The 15,199-nt window shown below is 54.4% G+C and carries 12 protein-coding genes; 5 read left to right on the forward strand and 7 right to left on the reverse strand.

The features are described from left to right. Positions 1-44: 44 nt before the first annotated feature. Entirely contained in the window at positions 45-920 is an 876-nt protein-coding gene (locus ACFPOF_RS30325; RefSeq protein WP_378139358.1) for an AraC family transcriptional regulator, read from the forward strand. 42 nt (positions 921-962) lie between these two features. Here ACFPOF_RS30325 and ACFPOF_RS30330 read toward each other — a convergent pair whose 3' ends face one another. Beyond that, positions 963-1,556: a ribonuclease H-like YkuK family protein gene (locus ACFPOF_RS30330; RefSeq protein WP_378139359.1), complete on the reverse strand. Its 594-nt coding sequence runs from the start codon at positions 1,554-1,556 to the stop codon at positions 963-965. Between the two features lie 154 nt (positions 1,557-1,710). On the opposite strand from ACFPOF_RS30330, the gene ACFPOF_RS30335 reads away from it, so the two are divergent. Both ACFPOF_RS30335 and ACFPOF_RS30340 read left to right on the forward strand, forming a co-directional pair. Beyond that, positions 1,711-2,379 (forward strand): futalosine hydrolase, encoded by a 669-nt coding sequence (locus tag ACFPOF_RS30335; RefSeq protein WP_378139361.1) that lies wholly within the window; start codon positions 1,711-1,713, stop codon positions 2,377-2,379. A 5-nt stretch (positions 2,380-2,384) separates the two neighbouring features. After that, positions 2,385-3,215 (forward strand): 1,4-dihydroxy-6-naphthoate synthase, encoded by an 831-nt coding sequence (locus ACFPOF_RS30340; RefSeq protein WP_378140451.1) that lies wholly within the window; start codon positions 2,385-2,387, stop codon positions 3,213-3,215. Positions 3,216-3,269: 54 nt separating this feature from the next. On the opposite strand, the gene ACFPOF_RS30345 is transcribed toward ACFPOF_RS30340, so the two are convergent. The 4 genes from ACFPOF_RS30345 to fliD form a co-directional block, all read right to left on the reverse strand. Then, entirely contained in the window at positions 3,270-3,845 is a 576-nt protein-coding gene (locus ACFPOF_RS30345) for a TetR/AcrR family transcriptional regulator (RefSeq protein ID WP_378139363.1), read from the reverse strand. Positions 3,846-3,870: 25 nt separating this feature from the next. Then, positions 3,871-4,662 carry an ABC transporter permease subunit gene (locus ACFPOF_RS30350; RefSeq protein WP_378139365.1) on the reverse strand — a complete coding sequence of 264 codons (792 nt, stop codon included), beginning with the start codon at positions 4,660-4,662 and terminating at the stop codon, positions 3,871-3,873. A 1-nt stretch (position 4,663) separates the two neighbouring features. Further along, positions 4,664-5,587: an ABC transporter ATP-binding protein gene (locus tag ACFPOF_RS30355; RefSeq protein ID WP_378139367.1), complete on the reverse strand. Its 924-nt coding sequence runs from the start codon at positions 5,585-5,587 to the stop codon at positions 4,664-4,666. 158 nt (positions 5,588-5,745) lie between these two features. Further along, positions 5,746-7,005: a flagellar filament capping protein FliD gene (gene fliD, locus ACFPOF_RS30360; RefSeq protein WP_378139369.1), complete on the reverse strand. Its 1,260-nt coding sequence runs from the start codon at positions 7,003-7,005 to the stop codon at positions 5,746-5,748. 1,053 nt (positions 7,006-8,058) lie between these two features. Between fliD and ACFPOF_RS30365 the strand changes: the two genes are divergently transcribed. Together ACFPOF_RS30365 and odhB are read left to right on the forward strand one after the other, a co-directional pair. Next, complete coding sequence (locus tag ACFPOF_RS30365) at positions 8,059-10,950, forward strand: 2-oxoglutarate dehydrogenase E1 component (protein WP_378139371.1); 2,892 nt, start codon at positions 8,059-8,061, stop codon at positions 10,948-10,950. A 6-nt stretch (positions 10,951-10,956) separates the two neighbouring features. After that, positions 10,957-12,198 carry a 2-oxoglutarate dehydrogenase complex dihydrolipoyllysine-residue succinyltransferase gene (gene odhB, locus ACFPOF_RS30370; protein ID WP_378139372.1) on the forward strand — a complete coding sequence of 414 codons (1,242 nt, stop codon included), beginning with the start codon at positions 10,957-10,959 and terminating at the stop codon, positions 12,196-12,198. Positions 12,199-12,270: 72 nt separating this feature from the next. On the opposite strand, the gene ACFPOF_RS30375 is transcribed toward odhB, so the two are convergent. Further along, positions 12,271-13,857 carry a putative bifunctional diguanylate cyclase/phosphodiesterase gene (locus ACFPOF_RS30375; protein WP_378139374.1) on the reverse strand — a complete coding sequence of 529 codons (1,587 nt, stop codon included), beginning with the start codon at positions 13,855-13,857 and terminating at the stop codon, positions 12,271-12,273. Between the two features lie 381 nt (positions 13,858-14,238). Beyond that, positions 14,239-15,189, reverse strand: coding sequence for an ROK family protein (locus ACFPOF_RS30380; protein WP_378139376.1), 951 nt, complete (start codon positions 15,187-15,189; stop codon positions 14,239-14,241). Between the last annotated feature and the right edge of the window lie 10 nt (positions 15,190-15,199).

Genomic DNA, 15,199 nt, shown 5'->3' on the forward strand with positions numbered 1-15,199 from the left:
ATGCTCTATTTTTGTACAATCATGCTATTGGAAGGGTGAATGAGTTGCAAAATCTATCGACGCTGCGCGAGCATATGCCGATGCCCGATCCGTCATTCCCGATCAAGATTAACCCGCTTCAGACATGGCGCATGGAAGTGGGGGCAACGCTGTTCCCACACCACTGGCACGAGCACATGGAGTTCCTCTATGTCGTCACTGGACACGCGACGTTCGAATGCGGTTCCGTCCCCTACGAGTGCCAGGCGGGGGATTTGATCGTCGTGAACAGCAACGAGCTGCACTATGGGATAAGCAGATCCGAAGATTTATCCTATTATGCGTTAATCATGGACATTTCGCTGCTGAACAGCCCTTCCTCCGATGCCGCCGATCAGAAATTCATCACTCCGATGATCGAGAACCGTCTGCTTTTCCAAAACTATATCGAAAAAGACTCCTCCGTCACGGATTGCATTCTTGCGATCAGAGATGAACTCGAGGTCAAAAATGTCGGGTACGAGCTATCCGTCAAAGCGCATTTGTATCGTATGTTGACGCTGCTCGTCCGCCGTTATGTCGCCACCGTCCGGGAGAGGGACGAGTATTACGCCCGGTTAAAGGAGCTGGATCGGCTTGCACCCGTGCTCGCCTACATCGACGATCGCTACAAAGAGAAACTGACCGTCAGCGAGCTAGCAGATCTGGCCGGGCTAAGCAGATATCATTTCAGCCGCTTGTTCAAGCAAGTAACGGATAAATCGCTCGTCGAGTACATCAACCTCGTTCGCATCAACAAGTCTGAAAGCCATCTTCGCGACGGCAGATTGACCGTATCTGAGATTGCGCTGGCAACGGGTTTTAGCGACATATACTATTTCAGTCGCATGTTCAAGAAGCTGAAAGGCGTCTCTCCGTCCGAGTGGCGCAGCGATGTCTGACCCGGCCGGCTAAGAACGATCCGAATGCCGGTTGGCATTCCTTTAAAGCACCATCCGGCTTTTCGTAAATCGATTAGCGTAAGAGGAAGCAATGCATGCTTCCGGCTTTACTCTTGGCGCGTAGCCGCCCATCGCTTCGACACGATCGACCATTTCCTGCACGTATTGCGCCGTTTTGCTGACGATCGGTTCCGTCCCCGCATCGATATCGATATAGGTCCGCAGACTTGCTCCTTGGTAAACATAGGGAACGAGAAGATTTTCCATTCGCCTTACCGCCTCCGACTCGACAAAATAACCCGCCACCCGCTGCGAGAACGACGTTTCCAACGTCAGCTTCTCCCTTATCGATAACAACTGCCTGGGCAACCCGACTTGCCTATAGCACGCCCATGCCCCTCGGCCGATCCGATGAATGACGATTCCCGTCACGAACTTCGTATGGCCTCTGTGCACTTGGCTGTCCGTTCCGATCACGAATTGGTAAGCGCCTTTCGGATCTTTGGCGATAAAGGCGATGACTTTCTCGAGGACGCGTTCCACGCTCATCCCTTTCTCGGACAAGTTCTGGAAGCACAAATCATCCCAGGCCGATATCGTGCTCATCATGTCACTGCCTTCCTCCTTGCTTCTCAAGCCACTTCCTCCACTAGTCTATGGCGCTTCATTCCGAACTCGAACCTTTTGAGACCTATATCCATCCCGAAAAATGCATCAAGCTTGTCGAACGTTGTATTTATCCGCATACGCGCACTATAATAAATAAAGTAGCTTGACTATACTCGAACCTATGAAAGGGAATCTTATGGATAAATTCATTCTCATCCTGACCGCCGTAGAGGCGGAAAAGGATGCCGTCGTCCGCGGCTTGCGGGGAGACGAACGCTTCGAAGCGCATGCTGCAGGAGTTGGTCCGGCCGCCGCCGCCGTAACCGCTGCTGCGGCGCTCGCAAGTAATCCCGGCCATTACAGCCTGGTCGTGAGCGCCGGCATCGCTGGCGGCTTCGCCGGCGTCGCTCCCGTCGGCTCGGTCGTTATTGCTAGCGAGTCGATCGCCGCCGATCTCGGCGCCGAGACGACTGATGGCTTCGTACCGGTGGACGAGCTCGGCTTCGGTTCAAATCGGTTGCCCGTCGACGGCGATGTCGCCGCCCGGCTAACGGAGAGGCTGCGCGATGACAACATCCCCGTCGCATTCGGCCCCGTGCTGACGCTGTCGACCGTGACCGGCACCGCAATGACCGCTGCAGCGTTGGCTGAGCGTTATCCAGGCGTCGCGGCAGAAGCGATGGAGGGTTTCGGCATTGCCGCGGCGGCCGATCGTTTCGGCGTGCCTTTTCTCGAAATCCGCGCCGTCTCTAACGCCGTCGGGCCGCGCGATCGATCTGCCTGGCGGATCGGCGACGCGTTAGCCGCGTTGGAATCCGCTTGCTCCACGTTAACGGAGGTGCTGAAATGACAACTTTGAAGATCGCCTACTCTCCGTGTCCGAACGATACGTTCACCTTTCACGCGCTCGTGCACGGCCTCATTGCCGGCGCCCCGTCCTTCGACGTCACGTATGCCGATATTGATCACACGAACGGCTGGGCCTCGACCGACGATGGCTACGACATCATGAAAATTTCTTATGCAGCCCTGCCATGGATATTGCCGTCTTACAAGCTCATCCCTTGCGGCGGCGCGCTCGGCCGCGGCTGCGGACCGCTCGTGCTCTCTGCGGACGGTCAGGCGAACGCTTCTTCGCTATCCGGTAAAAGAGTCGCCGTGCCAAGCGAGCGATCGACCGCTTATTTGCTGTTCCGGTTATGGGCGGCGAGCAACGTACCTGGCGGCGTCGGCGAAATCGTCGTCATGCCTTTCCACGAAATAATGCCCGCCGTACGAGACGGCGCTATCGATGCAGGCCTTGTCATTCACGAAGCTCGTTTTACGTATCAGAATTATGGGCTGTCCCAAGTCGTCGACCTCGGCCATTGGTGGGAGTCGGATACGGGCCTGCCGATTCCGCTCGGAGCGATCATCGCCAAGAGGTCGCTCGACCTCGAAGCGGTTCGCGAGTGGATTCAGCAGTCGGTGCGCTATGCATGGAAGCATCCGGAAGTCTCCCGCGACTACGTGCTGGCGCATGCGCAGGAGATGGACCCGACAGTCGCCCAAGCTCATATCGATCTGTACGTAAACGCATTTACAGAATCGCTCGGAGACGACGGCTTCGCGGCTGTTGAGTCGCTGCTCGGTCGCGCGATGGGAGAAGGGTTAGTGCCAGCGTTTGATCTGGCATCTCTGCGTTGATCGGTCACATATAAAAAAGTCTCCGATGCCCGTAGACATCGGAGACTTTTTAAGTTATTTTTCGGATTTATCCGTCAAAATGCCATGATAGAAAATCGTAGCCAGTTGCTGCTTGACCGATTTGATCTCACCCAGATGGAGCAGCGTATCGGATTTGGAGACGTGTTCGCCCATAAACTTCAGGAACGCAACGACGACGCTCGGAGACAGTTCCTTACGGATTTGCCCTTGCTGCTGCCCTTGAAAAATCAATTGCTCAAATTGAGGCAATGCGCGTCCGAGTTGGGCATCGACCCATCTTGCCATCAAGTGCGGATAATCCGACTGCAAATCCGTTACGAATGCTTCGGAAATATCGGCATCCGGGAAGTCCAGTTCTGAAATTCGATTAAGGGCATCGACCGTATCGCTTGAACCTTGGATCGCCTCATCGAATAACCGCAATATTTCCTCTACGGCATCATCGACGACCGCCTCGAGCAGCCCTTCCTTGCTTCCGAAATTGTTGTACAGCGTCATTTTCGTGACAGGCACGGCTTCGGCGATCTGCTCCATGGACACGTCGTTTATGCCTCTGGACAAAAACAGTTTGCGGCCGGCCCGAACGATCGCCTCTTTCTTGCGGCTCATCCGGCATCGCTCCTTCGGTATTATGTTACAAGTCTCGTTTGAGGAGTGCAAGCCAGCCAGCGATACTGCCCGCTGCAAAAATGCCAACGGCGGAGGCAACGCCGCCAACGCTTAGCGACCCGCCGCGACTGATTGCAAATGTGTCGAACAGATGGAACAAACTAATGTCGGCCAACCAGCCAAGATTGTCTCCGAAGCCAGACAGCATGTTAAACAAGAACATGAGCAGCACGACGCCGATGCCGAGCGACAAGCCTGTGCGTTCGGAAGACAGCCACGGGGTAATCGCGTACCCGATTCCCATGAAGGCGAATGCAATCAGCGTGCTCGCGACGATGAGCCCGGTCACGGCTCCGGCGTCTTTCATCGTGTCCGTCGCTTGCCCAAGGCTCAAAGTAATGGCGATAACCGCGACGGCGATCGCGATGACTTGCAACACATGCGAACACCATTTGGCCCAGTAGATCGACGTACGGCTTCCCGGTAGAGTAAACAGAAACTCGGCGGTTTGACGATCCCGTTCCTTGACGATGCTGCCGATCGACCAATTCATGGCGAAGAATCCAAGCAGCAGCGCATAGAACGTATAAGGCTCGCTTGCTACCCAGCCTTCGAACGTCGAGAAACTTTCCGGATGGATGCCGAATCCCTCCAGCATCCCCTGAGGCATCTGCTTCAGCAGCTTTTCCATGTCCGGATTGTTGATGTAAGTTTTGGCCATGCCGGCGAACAACGCTTGGAGGGCGAGCACGACGACGGCGCCGATCCAGAAGCCGCGTCGATTCTGGCGCGATTCGAACTTGGCGAATTGCAGCATGTTAATTCACACTCCTGTCTTGGGGCTGCTGTTGCGGCTTCCGGTATTCGTCCATGAACCGTTCTTCCAGCGTCGGTTTGCGAATATTCAATTCATGCACCTGTTTTTCCGACAGCAGCTTAAGCACATCGTTCAGCGATGACCCCACATGGAAAATATGATGTCCGTTCTCGTATATCGCACCGGGATCGATTGCGCGTATTCCGTATTCATCCCTTTTGTCACCAGGCTCCCGAAACATCGCTTCAATGCGGTGTCCGCCATCCGCGGCAATCTCTTCAAGCGTCGACACCCGGATCAAACGGCCCTCGCGGATGATAGCGACGCGATCGCACAACTTCTCAACCTCTGTCAGTACGTGCGTGGAGAAAAAGATCGTCGTCCCGTGCCGCTCGTTCAGTTCTCGTAACATATCGTAAAACTCTTGCTGCATAAGCGGATCGAGACCCGACGTCGGCTCGTCGAGAATGAGCAGATCAGGATTGTGGACGATGGAGAGCAAAATACCCAACTTCTTTCTGTTCCCTAGCGAGTACGACTTGATTTTCTGTTTCGTGTCGAGTTGCAGCCTTTCTACATACCGCGCTGCAGGCGAGTTGGCCAGTTCGATGCCGTGTACGGCCGCCGCGAACTCTAGCGCTTGCTTGCCGGTCATGTCCGGGAAAAGTCGGATTTCCGATGGCAAATACCCTATCCGCGCACGAAGCTCCGGGTGATCTCCGCCGATACGAGTGCCCAGAATGGACAATTCACCCGCTGTCGGTGCGATCAATTGAAGCAACATACGGATCGTCGTCGATTTCCCTGCCCCGTTCGGCCCGATAAAACCAAAGATTTCTCCCTTGTTCACGGCAAGGTTCAGCTCTTGAACACCTTTTCCGTTACCATAGCGCTTCGTCAACTTTTTAGCTTCGATAACGATCATACGCCGCCTCCAGCTTATACTTCTAATGTATTTTGAGTATAATTTATTCCTCGGTGTCGCTATTGTCAATAGCAATTTATATCGAAATTCCGATTGGATATCAAAAAAACGCCAGCGAGTACGCTGACGTTTCACTATTTTATTTCTGCATGACTTTATCAGAACAATTGATCGACCAGAAGTCCGGTAAGCGGATAACGCAATTTCTGTTGCAGGGCCGAGCTGTACACGGAAAAAGGCTGCAATCGCTGCTCGTTGTCGTTGACGAGACTGCCGACGGACGCTTCCGAGAACTTGCCGACAGACAACTCCAGCTTCTTCGCGAAATTCGTCAATGCACTGTCGGTCCGGTTGTAGTCCCCCTGAAGCCGATCGGACAACTTTTTCTCATCAAGCTTAAGCTTGCCGTCCGCTCCGCGCTGAATGACGACGTCCGCAAGCGAACCGCTTTGGCCGATCGCTTGATCAAGCGATCGTTTCGTGGACGAGCCAAACAGTTGTCCGGCGTCCTTCAATCGATCGAGCGTCTCGTTGTAGCCATCGACGAGTGACTTCACCGCCCCAACGATGCGCTGAACATCCGGCCGAACATCGATCATTGTCCCGCTGCTGCCAGCCGCATCGGGCTTGATCAGCTTCGCGGTTACTTTGTCTTTCTCCAGAACGATTTCGTTCGTCGCAGAGCTGCGCACCTCGCCGCCATTGACGGAATATTTCGCATCCGTCGCTTGATTGGCGATGGCGGAGACCCCCGACTTGGCGACGATGTCTCCAGACTCGTCCTCAATCGTAAACTTGTTGTCTTTCCCCGACTGAACCCCCGTTAACTCCAGACGAAGCGCTCCCGAATCTTTATCCTTCTGAATCGCGGCTTTCACGCCGGCGCTCGATCCGTTGATCGCGTCCCGAATTTTCGTGAGCGCCCCTTCGTTCGTATCCGTTTCCCGGATGTCGACCTTAATACTCGATTTTCGGCCGCCGCTCTCGATCGCGAACTGGTTCATGCCGCTCCGTAGCGTCGTCTGACCCGCAGGATTCAAAGAGCTGCCGACGTTCTGCTGGGCTTCCGCCACTTGGCTCACTTTCACGCGATAACTTTGTAAGGAGGCTCCGTCTTTCGCGGACCCGACTGCAGAGCGCCCATCATCCGACGCCGATAATGACGATGACACAGCCTGTCTCGTCTTTAAGATCGACGTGCTCAGGAAAGACGAAGCGTTCGCCCGCGTCCGTTCCGCCGCCTGCAGGAAATCCGCGATCGAAGCCGCCCCTTCCCTCGCCTTATTGCCATAAGATCGGCTGTTCCACGGGTTCTTCAACCAACTATCGATAGGCCGATAGCCGTCATGAATGGCTGCGGTTCGTCCGATCGCGGGCACAGGCAACGACGTCCGAGCAACGAAGCTTATCGAGTTCACCACATTGACACATCCTTTCCGTAAAAATTTCTCGTTTTGAACATCTACATTTATAATAGTACATTCTCAGACTTTTTTACACAAAAATCCATCTATTACAGAGCAAACGGTTGAAAGTCATACCCGCGAGGCTTCGAATACTGAGTTACTTAAGATTGCACATTAATTCTGCCTCGCACGGGGTTTCGAGCAGGGAGTTACTTTCGAATGCTCATTAATTCTGCCTCGCACGGGACTTTAAGTAGGGAGTTACTCACGATTGCGCATTAATTCTGCCTCGCACGGGGCTTTAAGTAGGGAGTTACTCACGATTGCGCATTAATTCTGCCTCGCACGGGGCTTTAAGCAGGGAGTTACTTATGATTGCTCATTAATTCTGCCTCGCACGGGGCTTCGAGCAGGGAGTTACTTACGATTGCTCATTAATTCTGCTTCGCACGGGGGTTTAAGCAGGGAGTTACTTAAGATTGCTCATTAATTCCGCTTCGGACGAGGCTTCGAGTAGGGAGTAACTTACGATTGCGCATTAATTCTGCCTCGCACGGGGCTTCGAGCAGGGAGTTACTTACGATTGCTCATTAATTCTGCTTCGCACGGGGCTTCGAGCACCGAGTTACTTACGATTGCGCATTAATTCTGCCTCGCACAGGGCTTCGAGCAGGGACTTACTTACGATTGCGCATTAATTCTGCCTCGCACGGGCTTTAAGCAGGGAGTTACTTACGATTGCACATTAATTCTGCCTCGCACGGGGTTTCGAGCAGGGAGTTACTTTCGAATGCTCATTTATTCTGCCTTGCATGGAGCAACGCCCTGCCCTGCACTCGAAAACGCCATTAAAGGGATTGCTCGGCAGAATTAAAGAGTCAAAATCGCCAAAATTGCACAATCTATCCATGAATGCGGACGGAGCTCAACCGTTCTCTTTATGAGATCATTCTTATGCATAATAATGTCTATTCCCGAACAGAAAAATGCATTAGAATGGAATAGGTTCAATAAACCAATCTCAAGACTGATCGTTATCAATCAAGAATGCAGAGGGATGAACAGATGTCTGTTGACAATGAAACGATGCAAGGACTGTGGCAGCAGTTTTTCGGGCCCAATCTAGGCTACATCCAAGAGCAGCACGAAATTTATTTGAACAATCCGGAAGCGGTCAGCCCGCAGTTCCGGGAGCTATTCGCGCAGTACGGCGCACCTCCCCGGATCGAAGCAAACACATCCCGGACGCTGGCAGAGCAACCGCAACAAGTTCGTGGCAACGAGAAACCGGATTCCCTTGTTCTCAAAAAAGCAATCGCTGCAGGCCAACTGGCTTGGAATATACGCTCTTTCGGCCATTTGGCCGCCAATATCGACCCGCTCGCGCTTAGCTTCCAAGCCGACGCCAGCGTGATCGAACCAAGCAGATACGGCTTGTCCGAAGCCGATCTGAAGCAATTGCCTCCGGAATGCGTATGGGAAGAATCCCCGTACGCTTTTAACAATGCGTGGGACGCGGCACAGAAGCTTCGCGAAGTGTACACGGGCGCAATCGCGTTCGAATTCGACCATGTTCACTCCGAACAAGAGCGCAAATGGCTGAACAATCAAGCGGAGAACGTCATTCCGACGAGGAAGTTGCTCGCTACCGAGCGCGAATCGCTTCTTCGCCGATTGCTTGAAGCCGAGCAATTCGAAGATTTCCTGCAAAAAACGTTCGTAGGCCAGAAGCGCTTTTCCGCTGAGGGCATCGAATCACTCATTCCGCTTACGGACGAGATCGTTCATGAGCTAACGAATGCTGGCGCGCGTTCGATTGCAATCGGCATGGCGCACCGCGGCCGCTTGAACGTGCTCGCTCACGTATTGGGCAAGCCATACGGCAACATTTTCTCGGAGTTCCACCACTCCCCGAACAAAAACCTGATTCCGTCCGAAGGCTCTATCGGCATTAACTATGGCTGGACGGGCGACGTTAAATATCATTTGGGCGCAAACCGTTCGATCCCGTCCGGACAGACGGCGGAAACGCGCATTACGCTTGCGAACAATCCGAGCCACTTGGAATACGTAAACCCGGTCGTCGGCGGCTTCGCCCGCGCGGCGCAAGAAGACCGGACGAAGCCAGGTTATCCGGTACAAAACCTGGATGCTGCCGCCTCCATCGTCATTCACGGCGACGCGGCATTTATCGGCGAAGGCATCGTCGCCGAGACACTGAACTTCGGTAACTTGAAAGGGTACACGAGCGGCGGCACCATTCATATCATCGCCAACAACCGCATCGGCTTTACGACCGAGAGCCAAGACTCCCGTTCGACGCATTACGCAAGCGACTTGGCGAAAGGCTTCGAAATTCCGATCGTTCACGTCAATGCAGACGAACCGGAAGCCGTCATCGCCGCGGCGCGACTGGCAAGCGAATACCGTACGCTGTTCAAGAAAGACTTCGTCATCGACCTGATCGGCTACCGCCGCTATGGCCATAACGAGACGGACGATCCGGAAACGACGCAGCCGCTTATCTATAAGAAAGTCAAAGCCCACTCGCCTGTCGCCCGGTTGTATGCCGACTCGCTCGTTCTCAATGGTGCAATGTCGGCAGAGAAAGCGGCGCAAGTCAAACTCGACGTGCAAAACAAATTGAAGGCCGCTTACGACGAAGTTAAAGGCAAAGAGAAAAAAGACCCTGTGCACCAAGCGGGGCCAACAGCGTTTAACTTGTCCGCGCCGAAGCCGGTCACATCGGTTCCGCTCGAGAAATTACGCAGCATTAACGCCAACCTGCTGAAATGGCCGGACGGCTTCAAAGTGTACGGCAAGCTGCAAAAAATTCTCGAACGCCGCTCCGATGCGTTGAACGACGGAGAAAAAGTCGATTGGGGGCTCGCCGAGACGCTCGCCTTCGCATCGATTTTGTCGGATGGCACGCCGATCCGGTTGAGCGGTCAAGACGTCGAAAGAGCGACGTTCGCACACCGCAACCTTGTCCTTCACGATCCCGAGACAGGCTCAACGTTCTGCCCGCTTCATGTGTTGCCAGAAGCGAACGCTTCGTTCGCCATCCATAACAGCCCGCTGTCCGAAGCCGGCGTTCTCGGCCTCGAATATGGTTATAACGTCTACGCGCCGGAAACAATGGTCATCTGGGAGGCGCAATACGGCGATTTCGTTAACGTCGCCCAAGTGCTGATCGACCAGTTCATCTCCGCCGGCTTGTCCAAGTGGTCGCAGCGTTCCGGCCTGATTATGCTCATGCCACACGGCTTCGAAGGTCAAGGACCGGAGCACTCCAGCGCAAGAATGGAACGTTTCCTGCAACTGTCCGGCGAAGAAAACTGGACGGTCGCCTACTTGTCCAGCGCGGCGCAATATTTCCATCTGCTCCGCCGCCAGGCGTCCATCTTGAATACGGATGAAGCGCGTCCACTGATCATGATGGCGCCGAAGAGCCTTATCCGTAACCCACTTGTGGCGTCACCGGCATCCGAGCTGAGCAACGGTACATTCCAAACCGTTCTCGAGCAGCCGGGACTCGGAGGCAACCCGAAACACGTCGAACGCCTCGTACTTTGCACAGGCAAAGTGGCTATCGACCTGGCAGACGAGATCAGCAAGACACCCGAAGTGAATCGCGACTGGCTTCACATCGCGCGGATCGAGCAGTTGTACCCGTTCCCGCAACAGGAAGTTCAGGCGATCATCGCTCGTTTCCCGAACTTGTCCGAAGTGCTGTGGGTACAAGAAGAGCCGAAGAACATGGGCGCGTGGAGCTACATGGAGCCTCGCATCCGCGAGCTTGTAGATAACGCCAAAGTCGAAGTCGGCTATAACGGCCGTCCGAAGCGTTCCAGCCCGGCAAGCGGCTACCAGCAAATCCATACGTTCGAGCAACAGTTCATCATTAATCAAACATTGGTTCAAAAAAAGAAATCCGCAGTCAAATCCGGGAGGTAACTAGCAATGTCCGACATTATCGTACCAGCAATGGGTGAATCTATTACGGAAGGAACGATTTCCAAATGGATCGTTAAAGCGGGCGACTCCGTCCGCCAAGGCGACTTGCTGCTGGAACTCGAAACCGACAAAGTCAACCTTGAAATCAGCGCCGAAGAAGACGGCGTCATCACCGAAATTCTCGCCAATGAAGGCGACACGGTTCGCATCGGCGAAGCTGTCGGACGGATCGGAGCAGGCGGCGTAGCCGCAGCTCCAGCGGCTGCAGGAGCTGCTCCTGCAGCCGCTCCTGCTCCTGCACCAACTGCGCCTGCTGTACCGGCTGCGGCTCCTGCAACTCCAGTGGCAGCTGCTCCTTCGGTCGACGCCAGCTCTACGCTCGCTACGCCTGCCGCTCGCAAGCTCGCACGCGAGAAAGGCATCGACCTGAACGCGGTGCCGGCACGCGATCCGATCGGTCGCGTTCATGCCGCCGATGTTGCGGGCGCTGGCACGGCGCCGGCTCCGCAAGCAGCCGCTCCGGCTGTAGCGGCTGCGAATCCGAACAAGCCGGAAGAACGTAAACGCATGTCCCGCCGCCGTCTGACGATCGCCAAACGCCTCGTCGAAGCGCAACAGACGGCTGCAATGCTGACGACGTTTAACGAAGTCGACATGTCCGCGATTCTCGAAGTGCGTAAACGCCGCAAAGACTCGTTCAAAGAAAAGCATGACGTCGGCCTCGGCTTCATGTCGTTCTTCACGAAAGCAGTCGTCGGCGCGCTGAGAGCATTCCCGCTTCTGAACGCGGAAATTAACGGCGAAGACATCATCGTGAAGAAATATTACGATATCGGCATCGCCGTATCGGCTAAAGAAGGTTTGGTCGTACCGGTTCTCCGCGACGCCGACCGTCGCAGCTTCGCCGACATCGAGCGCGGCATCGTAGAACTGGCCGGCAAAGCTCGCAACAACACGCTGGAATTGTCCGAGCTGCAAGGCGGAACGTTCACGATTACGAACGGCGGCGTATTCGGTTCCCTGCTTTCGACGCCGATTCTGAATGCACCGCAAGTCGGCATTCTCGGTATGCACAAAATCCAACTTCGCCCTATTGCAATCGACGCAGAGCGGATGGAAAACCGTCCGATGATGTACATCGCTCTCTCCTACGACCACCGTATCGTAGACGGCGCGGAAGCGGTACAATTTCTCGTCAAAGTGAAGGAAATGCTTGAAGATCCGGAAACGCTCCTTCTCGAAGGTTAATCAACAACAAATCCCGCTTCGGCTACACGAAATCGTGCGCCGCAAGCGGGATTTTTTATATCCTATACTCCTTCATGCACTCGGCATATTCGTCGTCTTGTTCCAGTCTTTCGCCTCCGCAGCCGTAAGCGGTTTGCTGAACAAATAGCCTTGAATGCAGTCGCAGTCATACTTCTTGAGATAATCGAGCTGCGCGTATTTCTCTACACCTTCCGCCACAACTTTGATGCCCATTTGTTTGGCTAGTTGAATGACCAATCCCGTTAGCGGATTATCGTCCCGGTTATCCGGAATGTGATCAACGAAGCTTTTATCTATCTTAAGCGTCGTAATTGGCAGTTTCATGAGGTGACTTAAGGAAGAGAATCCTCTACCGAAATCGTCCAATGCGATGTTTACGCCGGAGTCGCTCAAGCGCTTGAGCTTGTCCCCGATAAGTTCCAACGACTCGATCACCATTGATTCCGTCACTTCAAGCTCCAGGTGATGCGGGTCAACTCCCGTTTCCGCCAAAACTTCGCGCACCATATCTTCGAAACGGTGGCCATACAGTTGGACGACGGATACGTTAACGGAAATGCTTGGCTTATTCTCGTTGCTTTCGTGGAAATCACGAATAAATTCGCAAGCTGTCCGAAGCACCCATTCTCCGATGGGAACGATCAGTTGGGTTTCTTCTGCGATCCGAATAAACTGATCCGGGCCAACTCTTCCAAGCACCGGGCTATTCCAGCGAATCAACGCTTCGAAGCCTTCGACCCCGGCACTCGCCAAATTGATCTGCGGCTGATAGTGAAGTTCGAACTCCCCGTTCTGCAGCGCTTGTCTGAGCAATCTCTCCATTTCCATCCGATGCTTGAGAGGGACGCTGAACGACTCCTCATAAATCGCGAGTCCGTTTTTACCTCGTTTCTTCGCTTGGTACATCGCGATGTCCGCATTTTTTAGAAGCTGCTCGAGTGTTCTTCCATGGAACGGAAAACGGGAAACGCCGATGCTTCCACTCATGTGAATACTATTATTTTCTACTGAAAAGGAATGATCGAACAAGCCGAGCAGCATTTCGCCCCGGACGCTCAGCCGATCTTCGGTTTCCCGCGACACGATTACCCATTCGTCTCCGCCGAGCCTATATAGCTGTTCCGACTCGGTCAATCCCTCCGATAACCTTGCCGACACTGCGCGAACGAGTTGATCGCCAAACTCATGACCGAGAGAATCGTTCACGTATTTGAAATCGTCCAGATCGATATAGAACAGAGAGACGTCCTTCAGCAAACCTAAGTTCTCGTACAGCGCAAGCCTGTTCGGCAGCCCGGTAAGCTGATCTTGGAACGCGACATTGCGCAGTTCCTCCCGGCTGTTCAGCAGTTCGGTGAATTGGTTATGTAACTTGCGCTCCGCGACGCTCATCCGGAACGTTGCTTTATAAATCAAGTAGAAGAGCAGAAACGCCGTCATGACAATATAGAGCCAGCCCTTAATTAGGCTGAAATAGGCAAAATTCTCCTTGTCGCGAACTAAGGCACCCAATACCTGATCTGAAAATAGGATCCACAAAGCCCCGCAAAACAAATAAACGGCCGATATTTTCAATGCTGCGGTTCGCGGTGATTGTACTTTGTACTTCTGGGCCTGCTCCTGTTCACGGTGCATCATTTGCCCCCTCGCGTATGATATTGTCTGTCGAGAATTCGACATTCTTTCGACCTTAACTTACACAATTCTCCACAAAATTTCGGAATCCTCTATCGTCCGTCGACAAAAAAAGCTGACCAAGCGCACGAACTTTGCCGAGAGCTTGATCAGCTTTTGGATGGCTGAGATGACCTATCTTTGTTCCGCCTTTGAGCCGGTGCGTCGTGGTTCGGAGCTCCACGTCCCTATTGTATGGCGCGAAAGAAAGCGCTTGTAATTCATGTTTTTTTGCTTCCGTTTCAATCGGTTTACTTCTTTGCTCAGAGGTACCTCATTCGAAAAAGCCCGCCTCACCGTGAGACGGGAGGCGGGCAGGGTCATATTGTTTACTATGCAAAAGGTTCAGCCGTTAGCGACAAGCAACGCAGCGCCGATCGCGCCCGCTTCCTTGCCGAGCTCGGGAGCGATAATTCGAACGCCGTCCGCCATCGAGGCGATGCCCAGATCGGCGATCGCCTTGCGCATCGGAGCTAGCAGAGGCTCGCCGATCGCCGACGCGCCTCCGCCGAGCACAATGACTTCGGGGTTCGCCATGTGGATGATGCTCACAAGCCCCGTTCCGAGCGCGCGGCCCGCTTCGCTCAAGAGCGCGAGCGCTGCTTCGTCGCCTGCCGCAGCCGCTGCGGATATGTGCCGCGACGTGATCGGCTCGCCCGCCGCCAGCGATAGTAACGCTTTCGCTTCGTCCGGCCGCTCCTCGGCCAAACGTTGCCCGGCGCGGCCGATCGCCGTTCCCGAAGCGTACAGCTCGACGCAGCCGACGTTTCCGCAAGGGCACTTCGGCCCGTTCCAGTCGAGCGTAATATGGCCAAGCTCACCCGCGCTGTTGTCTCTGCCGCGAAGCAGTTTGCCGCCGCTGACGATGCCTGCACCGATGCCCGTCGACACGGTAATGTACACGCAATCCTGCGAGCCTTTGCCCGCGCCGACTGCCCATTCGCCGTAAGCGGCAGCGTTCGCATCGTTCTCGAGACTCGTCGGCACGCCGAACGATTCCTCCAGCTTCTTGCCGAGCGGGACGTCTTTCCAGCCGAGATTCGACGCGAGCGCGACGATGCCTTCATCCGCGTTGAGCGTGCCCGCCGTCGCAACGCCGATGCTGGCAAGCCGATCCCCCGGTCCGATTAGTTGTTGCAATAAGGCAACGATCCGCCCGATGACTGCATCGGCCCCTTCGGAAGCTTTCGTAGCCGTCTCCGCCTCTCTTAGCTTGTTGCCTCCCTCATCCATAAGTACGATCAAAATTTTCGTGCCGCCAAGATCGACGCCTGCAAACACTTTTTTTTCCGACATTCCGCCATAC

It is taken from the genome of Cohnella soli (assembly GCF_042655525.1).
GTDB lineage: Bacteria > Bacillota > Bacilli > Paenibacillales > Paenibacillaceae > Cohnella > Cohnella soli.